Here is a 15,584-nt window from a genome sequence, read left to right as displayed (position 1 = left end):
GCAGGTGGAGCACAAAAACCCGGCCGGATTCCACTTCGTCGGCTGACCGCCTTTGCCGTTCTCGAACGGCTTGCCATGCCTGATTCTGGAGCGCGGCAATGAGCGCGACTTGATTTACATCAGAACCAGAGGAGCTAAGGTCATACAAGGTGCTTGCTCGATGGTCTGGCGCCGCTCGCCGGCAGGGCGAGCGCCCGCTCACACAGGAGAATGCTCATGCGCGCCATGGTCCTGCACACGCCCGGGCAACCCTTGCAACTGGAACAACGTGCGCGACCGACGCCGGCCGCCGGGCAAATGCTGATCAAGGTGCAAGCCTGCGGTGTGTGCCGCACCGACTTGCATCTGTTTGACGGTGAACTGCCCCAGGCCCGGTTGCCGCGGGTGCCGGGCCACGAGATTGTCGGTGAAGTGATCGCCGTTGGCCCACAGGTGGCCTCGGACTGGATAGGCCAGCGCGTAGGCGTGCCCTGGCTGGGGTGGACGTGCGGTGTATGTGAGTTCTGCCGCTCGGGCCGAGAGAACCTGTGCGACCAGGCGCTGTTCACCGGTTGCCAGTTGGACGGTGGTTATGCCGATTACACCGTCGCCGATGCGCGGTTCTGCTTTCCTCTTCCTGACACGCTGGAGGCCGCCGAAGCGGCGCCCTTGCTGTGTGCCGGGTTGATCGGTTTCCGGGCCTTGCAGATGGCGCAAAACGCCCCTCACCTCGGTCTTTATGGTTTCGGCGCCGCTGCACACCTGGCGATCCAGGTCGCTGTGGGCCGGGGTCAGCAGGTCTATGCCTTCACTCGCCCCGGTGATGACAGCGGCCAGGACTATGCCCGTTCGCTGGGCGCGACCTGGGCCGGGCCATCGGATCAGGCACCTCCACACTTGCTGGACGCCAGCCTGATATTCGCCCCCGTCGGCGCCCTGGTGCCGCTGGCCTTGCAAGCCACCGCCAAAGGCGGCTGCGTGGTGTGTGCCGGCATTCACATGAGCGACATCCCAGCCTTCCCCTATCGCCTGTTATGGCAGGAGCGCAGCGTGCGCTCAGTGGCCAACCTGACTCGCGCGGACGGCGTGGCGTTTTTCGAGCAGATCCAGCGCACGCCCGTGCATTGCAACGTGACCTGCTACCCACTGGAGCAAGCCAACCAAGCCCTGGAGCGCCTGAGGAGCGGCCAGGTCAACGGGGCCATCGTGCTCATCCCTTGACCGCCAGCAGACTGCCCGGCACCGAATACAGGGCCCGCTCCGTCGTACTGCCGATCAAACGCTCTAGACCGGCACGGTGCACGGTGCCCATCACCACCACGTCCACCTCGAACTCCTCGAGGAATTCATGAATCACCGGCACGGGCAGGCCGATGACGAAGTGCCGGCGCTCGGCCGGCACCTCACAATGTTCGGCGAGGTTGATGAACGCCGCATGCAACGATTCGCGCAAGGCGTCGGCAAAGTCCTCATCCCAGGCCCCGGCCAGTAATGAGGCTTCGCCGTTGAAGGCCGGCGACAGGTCGCAGGCATACAGCAGGTGCAACGAAGCATCGCATTGCCGGGCCAAGGCAGCGGCCGTCTGGACGATGCGCTCGTTCAAGGCATTGGCCTCGGGATCCGAGGGATCCACCGCAGCCACCACCCGGCGCGGCAAACCGTGCACCGCCTGGTTGACCAAATGCACGGGAACCGGGCAGTCGCGCAACAGATGACAATCCAGCGGCGTGGCGAAAACGCGCTTGAGCAAAGGTTCGAGGGTGACGTCCTTGATCAACAGGTCGGGCTGGAACTGTTCGACGTAGCGCAGAATGTCCAGCAGCGGATGAATGGTCCACACCACGTGTGTCGTCACCGCCAACCCTTCCTCCCTGAGCAGTGCGGACTCCTCCACCATCCAGCGACGGTAACGGTGCAAATAGCGCTGGATCGTCGCCTGGTCGATTTTTTCACCCCACAAGTGGGTGCGCGGTGGCGGCTGAACGAAGGCGCATAAATGCAGCTCGGCGCCACTGGCCCTGGCCAGGGCACAGGCCCGTCGCATCGCCGCGCAAGGATGCAGATCGGGTTCGACGATCAAGAGCAGGCGCTGGTATTGCCCCATCACATACCTCCATCGGGTTGTTCACCTCGGATCGGAAAGCTCGCGCCGGCGCGTTGCGGCGCGACTTGCAGCGTGCGCCCATCAACGCCCCAAGCGGTTTGATCTGAATCAACTACGGGGCAATCGACAGCTGGGCACACGAGGACTGATCCAGATCAGAATCCATCGCCGCTGTGGGCGTAGAACAGTACCGAATGCGTAGCCTTTCTTGCCGCAACGCAGCTTCGAATCCGAAGGAGGATCACATCATGCTCACTGTCAAAGACCACAACGAACGTGCCGCTGCCCTGTATGCCAGCATCAGCGGCAAGCACTGGATCCAGGCACTCAAGGACGGCCGCCATGTGTTGATCAGGCCGCTGCGCGATGAAGACCGCCAGCGCGAATATGACTTCATCAAGCGCCTGTCGCCGGAGTCCCGGCACATGCGTTTCCTGGCGCAAATCAATGAGCCAGGCACCGCCATGCTCGACCAGTTGATGGATATCGATTGCAAGACGCGCATGGCCTACATTGCCCTGGTCCATGACAACGGCCAGTTGATCGAGATCGGTGTCAGCCGCTATTGCGCGACCGGCGAGCACGAATGCGAGTGCGCCGTGACCGTCGCCGATCCCTGGCAGAACCTGGGGCTGGGGACATTGTTGATGGAGCATTTGATTGATACCGCGCGGAAAAACGGCTATCGCCAGATGTACTCCATCGACGCCGCCAGCAACGCCCCCATGCGTGACCTGGCCCATAGCCTGGGGTTTGAAACCCGTTCCGACCCCGAGGACACCCGGCAGGTCATCCACCGTCTCTATCTCTAGCCACAACACTGGCGCGGGGCCGCACATCGAGGCCCCGCGCGAAGTTGCCGCCCCCTACTCCTGCGGCTTGATCGCCAACACGCTGCAGGGTGCCCGTTGCAAGATGAGTTCGGCGGTGGTGCCCAGACGCCGATCCAGGCCACGATGCTCAGTGGTGCCCATGACGATCACATCGATCTGATGATCAGCGGCGAACGTGCAGATGCTGTTCAATGGCGTGCCTTCAATGAAATGACGCTGCTGCGGCTCGACCCCATGGCGCTCGGCCAGGGACTCGAATACCTCGTGCTGCGCCTTGCCCAACGCTTCGTAGAGCCCGGTGGCCAGGGGCAGCGCGCCGATGCCCATGTCCGATGTGTATACCGCCGTCCAGTCGAAAGCGTGTAGCAACTCGACCTGGGCGTTGCACTGTTCAGCCAGCTTCACGGCGGCGTCGACGATCTGGTCGTTGAACACCAGGTCCTGGTCTTCACTGCGCAGCACATCGACAATCGCCAGGATCCGCCGGGGCCGGGGGTGGCGGACGTCCGTGACCAGGTGCACCGGCACCGGACAGTCACGCAGCAAGCGCCAGTCCAGCGGCGTGAAAAAGATCCGTTTCATCGCCGGTTCCGGCTGGGCGTCCTTGATGATCAGCGCCAATGGCATCTCTTTGGCATATTGCTGCAAAGCTTGATAGGGATCCTTGCCCCAAACCACTTCGCAGGTCACCTCCGCTCCGTGTCGACGCGCCACCTCGGCCTGTTGCCACAGCCAATGCCGATGGGTTTCCAGGTAGCCCTCACGCGCTTGCTTGACCTGCTCCGGGGCGAAAAGACCGGCCACCGAAAGCAAGTCCAGGTAATCGATCGCAACGATGTGCAGGGGCAAATCCAGGGCCAGGGCCAGTTCGGTGGCGCGGTCGAAGGCTGGCGTACGGATCATGGCGTCAGGCGCCAATAACAACAAACGTTGAGTCTGGGACATGGAACACCTCGGCACGTGGCGGCTGCCACTTAAAGGATTGAGGGTTCCAGAATGGACGCATGCCAAGCACAGGACTTGATCTTCATCAAACTGCCATCACTCAAGCGAATCGCTGGGCCGCAAGCCCAGCCCACATTGCCAGCGTCACCAGCACCTGAGCGGGAATGACATAGGCGGCGAAACCGCGCCCGCCACTGAACCAAGCCACCGCGCATTTACTCAGGGAGTTGCTGCTCAGCGCCATCAAGACCGGCACCGCGATGCCGTCGAAGGGCAACAACCCGGCCTTCGCCAGGGAAGCGATAGAGGCTGTCGAGGCATGGGCGTCGGCCAGCCCGCTGAAAACCGCGGTCACGACCACCCCGGTCTGCCCGAACAAGTCGAGCATCGCCGACGACAGGACGGTAATCCCGGTCATCATGAGCGTCACCGTCAATGCCAATTTCAGGCTGAACGCCCCACCCGCCTTGATCGGCTCATCGGCCCGCCCCCTGGAACGAGAGAGCATCAGCATACCGCCGCAGAGCAATGTCATCAGCGTGCCGCAGAGCAAAGGCCCCCACATCCAACGCAACAGGGCGGGTTCCACGGCACTGAGGATCAGCGCCATTTGAGCCAGGGTCGCCAGGTTGGATAACACCGCGGCAGCACTCAGCACCTTGAGATGGGTTGGCTGTTTCGCGGCGATGTTTCCCATGGATGCGATGGTCACCGTGGCGGAGGCGAACCCCGAGGCAATCGCGCCGAGGGGGTAGCCGTAGCGGGTGCCGAGGGTGCGCACCGCGACATGCCCCAGCGCGCCCACGGCCATGAGCATGACCGTCAGGGTGCAAATGGTGCGCAGGTTGATTGCATTGTAAGGCCCGAGGTAACGATCCGGCGCCAGGGGTAGCACGACCAGCACGGCAATCAACAGTATCAGGCCGTCGCGCAGCTCGTCGGCGGTCAATTGGCTGCGGGCAAAGTGATGCAACGTCTGGCGGCTGGCGAGCAGCCCGGCCATCACCACACCAATCGCTATCGCCAGCGCCGGCGCGCTCACGCAGAGCGCGCCCAATGCCAACACCGCGAACAACGCCACCTCGCTGGTGATACCGGGGTCTTTGTCGAGGTTTCGCCAATACGCCGCAGTCACCACAGCTCCCAGCGAAAGCGCGATGAACCCAAGCAATAACGGGCCACCGACCCGGAACGTGACATAACCCAGCAAAGCGGTGACGGCAAAGGTACGCAGGCCGGCGAAATCACGCCTGTCGCCCTCGCCTTTGCGCCGCTCGCGCTCGAGCCCCACCAGAAGGCCGACGCCCAGTGCCGCAGCAGCATTGGCAAAGCCCAAGGTTTCGATCATGACGATGACTCTAGGACGGTAGGCCCAGTTGTACCTGAATTCAGGGTAAAACCCGAGCCTGCTTCGCGCTTGTTCTGGAAAGATTGATCATGATCAATCTACGCGCCAATGCCCGGTGCCGCAGCGATCGGCAGAGCGCTTTCAGGTGAGTTTGATGCAAATCAAGTTGCCGCCGCCCGCAGAGGACATGATCAAAGCCAGACACCACGCCGAGCGAACCGTCGCCCGGTGCCAACAGGTCCTTGCCCGGGAGGTTTGTCATGTCTACGCAATCACGCTTGATGTTAGTCGTCTCGCCCCTGATGGAACACAACCCGGCCTTCGATCGGGCGGCCGCCCTGGCCAAGGCCGAAGGCGCAGCGCTGCATATAGTGGCTTTCGACTACCTTGAGGGCCTGGCCACGGCCGGCCTGGTCAATGAGCAGGCCTTGGAGGAGATGCGCCTGGGCTACATTGAACGCCATCGGCACTGGCTGGAGGAACAGGCCAGGCCGCTACGCAAACTTGGCATCGAAGTCACCACAGAAGTCACTTGGGTCGAGCGGCCACTGCAGGAAATTCTGATTCACCTCAAGGAGCAGCCAATGGATGCGCTGATCAAGACGGTGTCCCCAGAATCCTGGTTCTCGCGCCTGATGTTCACGCCGCTGGACGTGCATCTGCTGCACGAGTGCGAAGTCCCGCTGCACTTCGTCAACAAAGTCAGCCACGCTCGCCCGCGCAAAATTCTTGCCGCCGTCGACCCCTTCCATCACGACGGACGTTATGAAGGCCTGAACGATCGGATCCTGAGCGAAGCCAACAAATTGGCCCTCAGCTGCGACGCAACGCTGGAAGTCATCTACGCCTATGATCTTTCGTCCATCACCGCTGCCGAATATGGTTTCGGCAATGGCTCGATGTTCTTCTCCTCGGCCCTGGCCCGACAGCTCTACGAATCCCAAGGCGCAACCTTCGATGCGTTGGCCGAACGCAACGGTATCGCCCCGGAACAGCGGCGCATGATCATGGGCGACCCGGCCAAGGTGCTGGCCAGCTACGCCGCCTCCCACGATATCGATGTCATCGTCATGGGCCGCGTGCGCTACGGCACCCTGGACAAACTGATTGGCAGCACCGTGGAGGGCCTGTTGTACAAGATGCCCTGCAGCTTGTGGGTGATTGCCCCCCAACAGATTGGCTGAAACCACGGTCATCATCGATGACCGGCCAACAATGGGCCTGTGCGCATGGGAAGCTTGATGAAGCGACCGGAGCAATCCGCGATGCCCACCGGTCCGCTGGCTTGGCACACGCAGTCCGCAGAACGGGTGCTGGGCCTATTAGAGGTCGACGAGCATGTCGGGCTGAACGAGCTCGAGGTTCAAGCTCGACTCGCGCGCACGGGCTTCAATCGCCTGCCTGCATCAGCTCGACGCCCCGCGTGGCTGCGGTTCCTGTTGCAGTTCCACAACATTCTTATTTATGTGCTGCTGGCGTGCGCAGCGATGACTGCCCTGTTGCAGCATCTGTGGGACACGGTGGTCATTCTTGCGGTGGTGCTTGCCAATGCAATCATTGGCTACGCCCAGGAAGGCAAGGCAGAACAAGCCATGGACGCCATCCGGCAGATGCTGGCACCGCGCGCAGCGGTGGTTCGTGGCGGCGAACGCTTGAGTGTCGCAGGCGAGGAGCTGGTACCAGGCGATATCGTTTTGCTGGAGGCCGGCGACAAAGTACCGGCTGATCTTCGCCTGCTGCGCACAAACAGGCTGCAGATCCAGGAAGCCATTCTGACCGGTGAATCCGCCCCCGTTGAAAAGCATACCGAACCGGTGCGACGTGAAGCGGCCCTGGGTGACCGTGCCTGCATGGCATTCAGCGGCACCCTGGTCACCTGTGGGCAGGCCTCTGGGGTCGTGGTTGCGACCGCGACATCAGCCGAAATCGGGCGCATCAGCACACTGCTGTCAGGCGTAGAGGCTCTGACGACGCCGCTGGTGCAGCAAATGCACGTTTTCGCGCGCTGGCTGACGATATTGATTCTCTCGGTCGCGGCTCTGTTACTCATCTACGGTCACTTCGTCAGGCATTACCCCTTCACCGAGATCTTCATGGTCGTGGTGGGGATGTCCGTCGCCGCGATACCCGAAGGGTTGCCCGCCGTACTCACGATTACCCTGGCGGTCGGGGTGCGGGCGATGGCCCGTCGCAATGCCATCGTCCGGCGCCTGCCGGCCATCGAAACACTGGGTTCGGTATCCGTCATCTGCACGGACAAAACCGGTACCCTCACCCGCAACGAAATGATGGTGGCGTCGGTTGTCATCAGTGACCTGACCTTCAGCGTCGACGGTGTGGGGTATCAGCCAACCGGAAACATGAACCTGGAGGATCAGTTGATTGATACCTCCAATCACCCGGCACTGGCCGAACTCGGGCAAGCGGCCAGCCTCTGCAACGACGCCGCGCTGAGGCAGCATGAGCAAGCCTGGAAGGTCGAGGGCGATCCGATGGAGGGCGCCTTGCTGGCGTTTTGCGCAAAAGCCGGAATCGACCACGAACAAGCGCGACGCACCTGGGTTCGTACCGATGCCATACCGTTCGACGCGAAACACCGCTTCATGGCAACGCTGCACCACAACCATGAGCGGCAAGCGGCGATTTATGTCAAAGGTGCGCCCGAGCAGATCCTGGCCATGTGCACGCAACAACGCGGCAGCACCGGCGCGACTGAACGGCTCGATACCGCCTACTGGCACAAACAGGCCAATGCCATTGCCAGCAAAGGTCATCGCGTCCTGGCGTTTGCCATCAGGCCAGTACAGCCCGAGCACACCGTATTGGAATTAGGTGACGTGCAAGGGACGCTGACGCTGCTTGGCCTGGTGGGAATGATCGACCCGCCCCGCGCGCAGACAAGGCAGGCCGTTGCACAGTGCCGGACGGCCGGTATTGCCGTGAAAATGATCACCGGGGACCACTCCGGCACCGCCAGCGCCATCGGTTATCAGATTGGCCTGCAAAATCCCGACAGGGTTCTGACCGGCCTCGACCTGGACACCATGAACGACGCCGTACTGAAGGAAGCGTTAAAGGAGGTGAACATCTTCGCCCGTACCAGCCCTGAACATAAGCTCAGGTTGGTGACGTTGCTGCAATCGAACGGCATGACCGTGGCAATGACTGGCGATGGCGTCAACGACGCGCCAGCACTCAAGCGCGCAGACGCCGGTATCGCCATGGGTGACAAAGGCAGTGAGGCCGCAAAAGAGGCCGCGGACCTGGTGCTGGCCGATGACAACTTCGCCTCTATCGTGGCCGCGGTGCGTGAAGGACGGACGGTCTATGACAACATCAAGAAAGTCTTGAGCTGGACATTACCCACCAACGCAGGCGAGACAATGACCCTCATCGTCGCGCTGCTGTTTGGCTTCACGCTGCCTGTGACCGCCATACAGATTTTGTGGATCAACCTGATTACCGCAATAACTCTCGGCATCGCCCTGGCGTTCGAACCGACGGAAGAAAACAGCATGCGCCGACCTCCCCGCTCAAGGCACGAACCTTTGATCAGCGGTGCCTTGGTCTGGCACATGGTGCTGGTTTCCATTCTTTTTCTCTGCGGTGTCTACGGCATTTTTTCGTATGCGCTCGACCGCGGTTATCCAGTGGAGTTGGCCCGTACCCTTGCGGTCAACACGTTGGTCGTGATGGAAGTATTCCACCTGTTTTTCATACGCAATATCTACGGCACCTCCCTGACATGGAAGGCTGTGCGCGGGACAAAGGTCGTGTGGCTGACCGTCATCACCGTCACGCTCTCTCAATTGGCTATCACCTACGCGCCAACCTTGCAAAAGGTGTTTGCCACACAGCCCGTCCCTTTCATGGACGGACTGCTGGTCATCGGGATTGGTGTGGCGTTCTTTGCCCTCATCGAGATTGAAAAACAGATTCGGCTGCGTTTAACCGAATCGAAGGGTGCCACGCCCTCACTGGGATGAGCCGGCACAAAGCCCCCGACGTTGGTACATCAGCGCTTAACGCGAGTACTTTAACCAGCCTGCGCGTGATCAGCTTTCCCCGCAGGGGTGGCCATCATGGGAGGGTAAAGTGTGCAGGCCAACATGATGCTCACCGCAATAATCAAACTCAGCACATGAATACGTGACGATGGATGGGCTGTGGAGAGTGGTGATGTCATAGCGGTGCCTCGTCACTGTCACTCAAGGCTCGCCCCGGGTACTCGGAAAGGAAAAAAGTCCTGCCAGGTGGCAGTCAATGGCAGTCGGGGCTGACGGCCTTCAGGACAAACCCTGTTCTTTCAGTCGGCGGTACAACGTGCGTTCACTCACACCCAAGTGTTCAGCCAGTTCGCTGCGAGTGCCTTTAAAAGTTGCCAGCACCTGCGCCAATGTCCTGCTGTCGAGCACTGGCGTAGCCGATGGGGTAGGCACCGCAGCGGCCTGGGGCAATTGCACCGAGTGAATCACGCCGTCATCGGCGAACAGGCTGGCCCTTTCCAGGACATTACGCAGCTCACGGATATTGCCCGGCCAGGAAAACTGCTGCAGCTGCTTCAAGGCAGCGGAATCGATAGTCAGCCGGCGTTTGCCTCTACCGGCACGTTGCAGAAACGAGTTCACCAGCAAGCCGATGTCTTCCACCCGGTTACGCAAGGGGGGTAAGTGAATGGGAAACACACTGATGCGGTAGTACAGGTCCTGCCTGAACTCACCACTTTCCACCATTTTCTCTAACGGTTTGTGAGTCGCCGCCACCAACCTGAAGTTGGCATGCTGGGTCTCGACACTGCCAACACGGCGATAGGTTCCAGATTCAATCAACCGCAGCAGTTTCACCTGCATGGTCAGCGGAACATCACCGATCTCATCGAGAAACAACGTACCGCCCTGGGCCGTTTCAACCAGACCCGGCTTGCGCATTGTGGCGCCGGTGAACGCGCCTTTTTCATGGCCGAACAGCTCGCTCTCGAACAACGTTTCGGTCAACCCGGAGCAATCGACCACCACAAAGGGTCCGGTGGCGCGGTCACTGGTTTCATGAACAGCCCTGGCGAACAGTTCCTTGCCTGTGCCGGACTCGCCCAGCAACAACACCGGCAACATCGATGGCGCGACGCGCTGCAGTTGCGACAGTGCCTGGTTGAAGGCCGGTGAATGGCCCACCAAGCCCTCATTGCTAGGCCTGGCTGACGCGCTGCGCACCAGGGTCAAACGTTCCACGTAAGCGGTGATGTCGCCGTGCTCATCCAGGATCGGGCGCAGCTCCACATCAACGTGCTCAGGCCCACGGGGGGTGTGGTGGATGTGCAAGACCCGATCCGGGCCACGCATTTCCCTGGCCTTTTTCATCGGACAATGCTCTCCGGCCTGGTCGCAAGGGACGTCGTAGTGATGGGAGATCCGATAGCACTTATGGCCGATAAACGATTTGTCGGCACTGCCGAACTGACGCAGGTAAGCCGTGTTCGCTGCCAGGATGTTGTAATCGGGATCAAGCACGATCATCGGATGTGGTTCGTGCTCGAGAAACGAGACCAGGGACTGCACCTGGTCCGGATGCGGAAGGTGTTCTTGGATGGGCGGCAGAATGTTGGTCATCGCGGCTCCGGTGCATTGTCCTGGCTAAAATTGACACTGCCACTATGCCAATAAAAACTGCCAGTGGCAGTAACCTGGTATCAACCCGGGTAAACACATCGCCAAAAATTCAATTGAAAACCAATAAAATCAATAAGTTGAGCACAAACAAAAATTTGATCCTGGCATGGCAGACTTATTGCTCTGTGTATTCTCTGAGCGGCTAGAGTCCCAGAGGAGGCAGGTCATGACCGTAAAATTGCACGTCGAAGGGTTCTTCGATCCTGAGACCCACACTGTCAGTTATCTTGTGCTGGATGAATCGACCGGTTATTGCGCCCTGGTCGACAGTGTCCTGGATTACGACCCAAAGTCGGGTCGTACCACGACGTCCTCTGCCGACAAGTTGATGGCCCGGGTGGCCGCGTTGAACGCGACGGTCCAATGGATTCTCGAAACCCACGTCCATGCCGACCACCTCACCGCCGCACCGTACTTGAAGGAAAAGCTCGGCGGCAAAATCGGTATCGGCAGCCACATTGCCGCTGTGCAGGAAGTCTTTGGCAGCCTGTTCAATATCGGTGCAGAGATGGCCCGCGATGGCAGCCAGTTCGATCACCTGTTTGTCGACGACGAACCTTTCATGATCGGCGCACTGCAATGCCGCGCGCTGCATACACCGGGCCATACCCCGGCCTGCATGACGTACGTCATCAGCGACGGCCTGGAAACGGCTGCATTCATCGGTGACACCTTGTTCATGCCCGACTACGGTACCGCGCGATGCGATTTCCCGGGTGGGGACGCCCGCGCGTTGTTTCAATCCATCAACAAGGTATTGAGCCTGCCGGCCAACACCGTGCTCTACACCTGCCACGATTACCAGCCCGGTGGCCGCGAGGTGCAGTTTGCCAGCACGGTGGCCGAACAACGCGCCGACAATGTCCACGTGCGTAACGGCATCAGTGAGCAAGCCTTTGTCGCGATGCGCACCAAGCGTGACGCATCGATGGACATGCCGACACTGATTCTGCCCTCGGTGCAAGTCAACATGCGCGCCGGCCACTTTCCCGAGCCCGAATCCAACGGCACGCGCTATCTCAAGATCCCGCTCAACATGCTCTGACGCCCTCTATAAGAAAAACTTCCCGATCGGAGACAGTATGGACATCCGCCACCTTGCGCCCGGCTTATCGGTTTCAGAGCAGATTTTTCCCAATCAGTTGAATGAACTCAAAAATGCCGGCTTTCGCGCCATCATTTGTAACCGCCCGGACGGTGAAGGCAGCGATCAGCCGTTGTTTGCCGAGATCAAACGTGTGGCCCAAGCGATAGGTATTGAAGCCCACTATCTGCCCGCCGAGTCCGGCAAGGTCACGGACGAACAAGGCGTAGCGTTCGGCAAGTTGCTTGAATCCGTGCCAAAACCGATATTGGCCTATTGCCGTTCCGGCATGCGCTCGACAACGATGTGGGCATTGTCGCAAGCCGAGCACCAGCCTTTGCCACAGATCGTCGAAACCGCCAAAAAAGCCGGGTTCGACATGAAAGGCGTCATTCGTCGCATTGCCAATAAAGGCCGCACACCTGTCGAAGTGGCCGAGGCCGAACACGCCGTGGTGATTATCGGTGGCGGCGCCGCAGGCATCGCGACGGCATCGAGTTTATTGGCCCGCGAACCAGGACTCGACATTGCCATCATCGATCCGGCGGATGTGCACTACTACCAGCCTGGCTGGACGCTGGTCGGCGGCGGGGTCTTCGAAGCCTCCCAAACAGCCCACACGATGGGCGCGACCATTCCCCGCGGCGTGCACTGGATCAAGTCTGCGGTAGCGGCTTTCGAACCGGATCGAAACGCCGTCATTCTCGACGGCTGCAGAGTCGTCCGCTACGAGCAACTGATCGTGTGCCCTGGCCTCAAACTCAACTGGCACGCCATTGAAGGGTTGTCGGACACCCTGGGGCGAAACGGAGTGACGTCCAACTACCTGTACCACCTGGCGCCCTATACCTGGGAACTGGTGCGACAACTGCGCGGTGGACAAGCCGTGTTCACACAACCGCCCATGCCGATCAAGTGTGCGGGAGCGCCGCAAAAAGCCATGTACTTGTCTGCCGATCATTGGCGGCGCGAAGGCGTGCTGGGGGATATCGAGATCGATTTCTGCAGTGCCGCGACGGTGCTGTTCGGTGTTCCCGACTACGTGCCCGCGCTAATGAAGTACATCCACGCCTACGGCATCGACTTGAATTTCGGTGACACCCTGACAAGCGTCAATGGCCCCGAGCGCACGGCCACCTTCAGTTGCGTCAGGCCTGACGGCAGCACCCACAGTGTCACCCGCGACTTCGACCTGCTTCATGTCGTGCCACCACAGGTTGCGCCGGACTTCATTCGTGTCAGCCCCCTCGCGGATGCGGCAGGATGGCTTGACGTCGATCCCGCAACCCTGCGCCACAAAGGCTGGGCCAATATCCACGCGCTGGGAGACGCGGCCAATACCAGCAACGCCAAAACGGCGGCAGCGGCACGCAAGCAGGCCCCCGTGGTCGCCCATAACGTTCTGGCGGCGATGGGCAAGGCCGAGGGTTGTGCCCAATACGACGGCTACGGTTCCTGCCCGCTGACGGTGGAACGGGGCAAGATCGTCCTCGCAGAATTCACCTACGGCGGTAAGGTGGCCCCCAGTTTCCCGTCCTGGCTGATTGACGGAACCCGCCCCTCGCGGCTGGCGTGGCTGCTCAAAGAGCGGATTCTGCCGCCCCTGTATTGGAGGGGAATGCTCAAGGGCCATGAGTGGCTGGCAAAACCCGAGCTGGCGGACTTATGAAAACGGACTTGAACGCCAGGAGAACCAGATGATGAGCGTCTTGCTACTGGGCTTCACCGTGGGCGTGATTCTGGCGCTGACCGGCGCGGGCGGAGGCATACTCGCGGTCCCGTTCCTGGTGTTTGGCGTGGGTTTGAGCATGGCCGAAGCCGGGCCTATTGGTTTACTCGCCGTGGGCTTAGCCGCCAGCCTGGGCGCCATGATGGGGCTCAGGAACGGTATCGTACGCTATAAGGCCGCACTCCTGACCGCTGGGGCGGGGATCGTCTGCTCCCCCGTCGGCCTGTGGTTGGCTCAACGTACTCCCAACGCGCCCTTGACGATCATGTTTGCCCTTTTGCTGATGTACGTGGCTTGGCGGGCCTTTCAAAAGTCACGGCCTGCGCGCGCGGGGGTAAAGGCATCTGGCAGGGGCAAGCCACCGCCCTGTGTCCTGGATGAGCACCGCGGCAAGCTGAACTGGACCGGCCCATGTGCCTGGGCGCTCACCTTTTCAGGCGTGGTCGCAGGGGTGCTTTCCGGCTTGCTCGGGGTCGGCGGTGGTTTCGTCATGGTCCCGGCGCTCCAGCGCTACACCAATTTGACCACGCAGTCGGTGCTCGCCACTTCGCTGACGGTGATTGCACTGGTTTCCATGTCGGGGGTTGTGGCGAGTTCGGCGGCCGGTCACTTGCAATGGGCGGTAGCCGTGCCATTTTCCATTGGCGCACTCAGCGGCATGCTTGGCGGGCGTCTGATCGCAGCCAGGCTGCCGGAACCCTACTTACAGAAAGGCTTTGCCCTGGTTTCTACGCTGGTGGCAGTGGCCCTGCTGGTAAAAGCCCTGGGTTGACCCCTGTAGTGGAATATCAACGATTGTGTACCGGAGAACCCTCATGAATGTTGACTGGCTCAACTTCACACCTTGGTCATCCCTCGCCGGCGGCATGTTGATCGGCCTGGCGGCCAGCCTGTTCGTCGTCGCCAATGGGCGTATCGCTGGCATCAGTGGGCTGATCGGCAGCCTTTTGCAGCGCGGCGGCGAAGGCGTGGGCGAGAAAGCGCTGTTCCTTCTGGGCCTGCTGGTCGCACCGCTCTTATGGGGACTGTTTGCCACCTTGCCGCCGATTGAGTTCCACAGCGGCTGGCTCGGGCTGGTCGTCGCCGGCCTGTTGGTGGGTATCGGCACCCGTTATGGCTCGGGTTGCACCAGTGGCCATGGCGTGTGCGGCCTATCGCGCCTGTCGCCGCGCTCGATGATCGCCACGGCATGCTTCATGTTCAGCGGTTTCGCGACAGTCTTTGTCCTGCGTCATGTGATGGGGGTTTGAACATGCTCAAACTGACTGCATTCATCGCCGGCCTGCTCTTTGGCCTCGGTCTGCTCCTGGCAGGCATGGCCAACCCGGGGAAAGTGCTGGCCTTTCTGGATTTGGCCGGTGCCTGGGACCCTTCCCTGGCGTTGGTGATGATCGGTGCGATTGGCATTGCCATCGGCCCGCTTACCTGGGCACGCCGGCAATCGCGTTCAGTGCTGGGAAGCCCTATGCAATTACCGGTCAAGCGTGAGCTGGACCCGCGCCTGATCGGCGGCAGCCTGGTGTTCGGCATCGGCTGGGGCATAGCCGGTATCTGTCCTGGCCCTGCCGTAGCCATCCTGCTGACCGGACACTGGCAAATCATCGTGTTCATGCTGGCCATGCTGGCGGGCATGTGGTTGTTCACAGCGCTGGAAACTCGGCGCCCCCATTGATCGGGAGATCAGCATGAAAGCCAATATCGGAACCATTGACCGTAGCCTGCGCATAGTCATTGGGCTTGTTCTCATAGCCCTGAGCCTGACCGGTGTGATCGGTTTGTGGGGCTGGATCGGCCTGGTGCCACTGGCTACCGGCATTTTCCGCTTCTGCCCGATCTATACGTTATTGGGCATCAAAACGTGCAAGCGTTACTGAGACGGTGGCAGGAACCACTGCC

14 protein-coding genes are annotated in these 15,584 nt (G+C 60.8%); 10 read left to right on the top strand and 4 right to left on the bottom strand.

Annotation, left to right across the window (positions count from 1 at the left end; genetic code table 11):
• Window positions 1-216: 216 nt before the first annotated feature.
• Window positions 217-1,200 carry a zinc-dependent alcohol dehydrogenase family protein gene (locus tag J9870_RS12565; protein ID WP_210644462.1) on the top strand — a complete coding sequence of 328 codons (984 nt, stop codon included), beginning with the start codon at window positions 217-219 and terminating at the stop codon, window positions 1,198-1,200.
• On the opposite strand, the gene J9870_RS12560 is transcribed toward J9870_RS12565, so the two are convergent.
• The gene (locus J9870_RS12560) at window positions 1,190-2,083 is read right to left on the bottom strand and encodes a universal stress protein (RefSeq protein ID WP_210644460.1); all 894 of its coding nucleotides are present in this window, start codon (window positions 2,081-2,083) and stop codon (window positions 1,190-1,192) included. The genes J9870_RS12565 and J9870_RS12560 overlap by 11 nt on opposite strands.
• A gap of 248 nt (window positions 2,084-2,331) precedes the next feature.
• Here J9870_RS12560 and J9870_RS12555 point away from each other — a divergent pair, with 248 nt between their 5' ends.
• The gene (locus J9870_RS12555) at window positions 2,332-2,895 is read left to right on the top strand and encodes a GNAT family N-acetyltransferase (protein ID WP_210644458.1); all 564 of its coding nucleotides are present in this window, start codon (window positions 2,332-2,334) and stop codon (window positions 2,893-2,895) included.
• Window positions 2,896-2,949: 54 nt separating this feature from the next.
• On the opposite strand, the gene J9870_RS12550 is transcribed toward J9870_RS12555, so the two are convergent.
• Window positions 2,950-3,861 (bottom strand): universal stress protein, encoded by a 912-nt coding sequence (locus tag J9870_RS12550; protein ID WP_210644456.1) that lies wholly within the window; start codon window positions 3,859-3,861, stop codon window positions 2,950-2,952.
• A gap of 100 nt (window positions 3,862-3,961) precedes the next feature.
• Window positions 3,962-5,209, bottom strand: a complete 1,248-nt coding sequence (locus J9870_RS12545) for a DUF4010 domain-containing protein (RefSeq protein ID WP_210644454.1) — start codon at window positions 5,207-5,209, stop codon at window positions 3,962-3,964.
• Window positions 5,210-5,469: 260 nt separating this feature from the next.
• Between J9870_RS12545 and J9870_RS12540 the strand changes: the two genes are divergently transcribed.
• Together J9870_RS12540 and J9870_RS12535 are read left to right on the top strand one after the other, a co-directional pair.
• On the top strand, window positions 5,470-6,393 hold the full coding sequence (locus tag J9870_RS12540; RefSeq protein ID WP_210644452.1) for a universal stress protein: 924 nt from the start codon (window positions 5,470-5,472) through the stop codon (window positions 6,391-6,393).
• A 57-nt stretch (window positions 6,394-6,450) separates the two neighbouring features.
• Window positions 6,451-9,195, top strand: coding sequence for a cation-transporting P-type ATPase (locus tag J9870_RS12535; protein WP_210644450.1), 2,745 nt, complete (start codon window positions 6,451-6,453; stop codon window positions 9,193-9,195).
• Window positions 9,196-9,495: 300 nt separating this feature from the next.
• Here J9870_RS12535 and J9870_RS12530 read toward each other — a convergent pair whose 3' ends face one another.
• Window positions 9,496-10,815: a sigma 54-interacting transcriptional regulator gene (locus J9870_RS12530; protein ID WP_210644448.1), complete on the bottom strand. Its 1,320-nt coding sequence runs from the start codon at window positions 10,813-10,815 to the stop codon at window positions 9,496-9,498.
• Between the two features lie 226 nt (window positions 10,816-11,041).
• On the opposite strand from J9870_RS12530, the gene J9870_RS12525 reads away from it, so the two are divergent.
• The 6 genes from J9870_RS12525 to J9870_RS12500 are packed head-to-tail and all read left to right on the top strand — an operon-like array spanning window position 11,042 to window position 15,562.
• Entirely contained in the window at window positions 11,042-11,920 is an 879-nt protein-coding gene (locus J9870_RS12525; RefSeq protein ID WP_210644446.1) for an MBL fold metallo-hydrolase, read from the top strand.
• 37 nt (window positions 11,921-11,957) lie between these two features.
• Window positions 11,958-13,628 (top strand): bifunctional protein tyrosine phosphatase family protein/NAD(P)/FAD-dependent oxidoreductase, encoded by a 1,671-nt coding sequence (locus J9870_RS12520; protein ID WP_210644445.1) that lies wholly within the window; start codon window positions 11,958-11,960, stop codon window positions 13,626-13,628.
• Window positions 13,629-13,656: 28 nt separating this feature from the next.
• The gene (locus tag J9870_RS12515) at window positions 13,657-14,460 is read left to right on the top strand and encodes a sulfite exporter TauE/SafE family protein (protein WP_210644443.1); all 804 of its coding nucleotides are present in this window, start codon (window positions 13,657-13,659) and stop codon (window positions 14,458-14,460) included.
• 43 nt (window positions 14,461-14,503) lie between these two features.
• On the top strand, window positions 14,504-14,938 hold the full coding sequence (locus tag J9870_RS12510; protein WP_210644441.1) for a YeeE/YedE family protein: 435 nt from the start codon (window positions 14,504-14,506) through the stop codon (window positions 14,936-14,938).
• A gap of 2 nt (window positions 14,939-14,940) precedes the next feature.
• Window positions 14,941-15,360: a DUF6691 family protein gene (locus tag J9870_RS12505; RefSeq protein ID WP_210644439.1), complete on the top strand. Its 420-nt coding sequence runs from the start codon at window positions 14,941-14,943 to the stop codon at window positions 15,358-15,360.
• Between the two features lie 13 nt (window positions 15,361-15,373).
• On the top strand, window positions 15,374-15,562 hold the full coding sequence (locus tag J9870_RS12500; RefSeq protein WP_210644437.1) for a DUF2892 domain-containing protein: 189 nt from the start codon (window positions 15,374-15,376) through the stop codon (window positions 15,560-15,562).
• The last annotated feature ends 22 nt before the right edge of the window (window positions 15,563-15,584 follow it).

The organism is Pseudomonas sp. Tri1 (genome assembly GCF_017968885.1).
In the GTDB taxonomy this organism is placed as follows: domain Bacteria; phylum Pseudomonadota; class Gammaproteobacteria; order Pseudomonadales; family Pseudomonadaceae; genus Aquipseudomonas.
The sequence above is the reverse complement of the archived record's forward strand: the minus strand, read 5'-3'. Positions and strand labels throughout refer to the sequence as shown.

Bases quoted from the DNA above. Each gene is read 5' to 3' on its own strand.
- J9870_RS12555 (WP_210644458.1), top strand. From the start codon at position 2,332: ATGCTCACTGTCAAAGACCACAACGAACGTGCCGCTGCCCTGTATGCC.
- J9870_RS12525 (WP_210644446.1), top strand. From the start codon at position 11,042: ATGACCGTAAAATTGCACGTCGAAGGGTTCTTCGATCCTGAGACCCAC.
- J9870_RS12565 (WP_210644462.1), top strand. From the start codon at position 217: ATGCGCGCCATGGTCCTGCACACGCCCGGGCAACCCTTGCAACTGGAA.
- J9870_RS12515 (WP_210644443.1), top strand. From the start codon at position 13,657: ATGATGAGCGTCTTGCTACTGGGCTTCACCGTGGGCGTGATTCTGGCG.
- J9870_RS12510 (WP_210644441.1), top strand. From the start codon at position 14,504: ATGAATGTTGACTGGCTCAACTTCACACCTTGGTCATCCCTCGCCGGC.
- J9870_RS12500 (WP_210644437.1), top strand. From the start codon at position 15,374: ATGAAAGCCAATATCGGAACCATTGACCGTAGCCTGCGCATAGTCATT.
- J9870_RS12530 (WP_210644448.1), bottom strand. From the start codon at position 10,815: ATGACCAACATTCTGCCGCCCATCCAAGAACACCTTCCGCATCCGGAC.
- J9870_RS12505 (WP_210644439.1), top strand. From the start codon at position 14,941: ATGCTCAAACTGACTGCATTCATCGCCGGCCTGCTCTTTGGCCTCGGT.
- J9870_RS12550 (WP_210644456.1), bottom strand. From the start codon at position 3,861: ATGTCCCAGACTCAACGTTTGTTGTTATTGGCGCCTGACGCCATGATC.
- J9870_RS12560 (WP_210644460.1), bottom strand. From the start codon at position 2,083: ATGGGGCAATACCAGCGCCTGCTCTTGATCGTCGAACCCGATCTGCAT.
- J9870_RS12540 (WP_210644452.1), top strand. From the start codon at position 5,470: ATGTCTACGCAATCACGCTTGATGTTAGTCGTCTCGCCCCTGATGGAA.
- J9870_RS12535 (WP_210644450.1), top strand. From the start codon at position 6,451: ATGAAGCGACCGGAGCAATCCGCGATGCCCACCGGTCCGCTGGCTTGG.
- J9870_RS12520 (WP_210644445.1), top strand. From the start codon at position 11,958: ATGGACATCCGCCACCTTGCGCCCGGCTTATCGGTTTCAGAGCAGATT.
- J9870_RS12545 (WP_210644454.1), bottom strand. From the start codon at position 5,209: ATGATCGAAACCTTGGGCTTTGCCAATGCTGCTGCGGCACTGGGCGTC.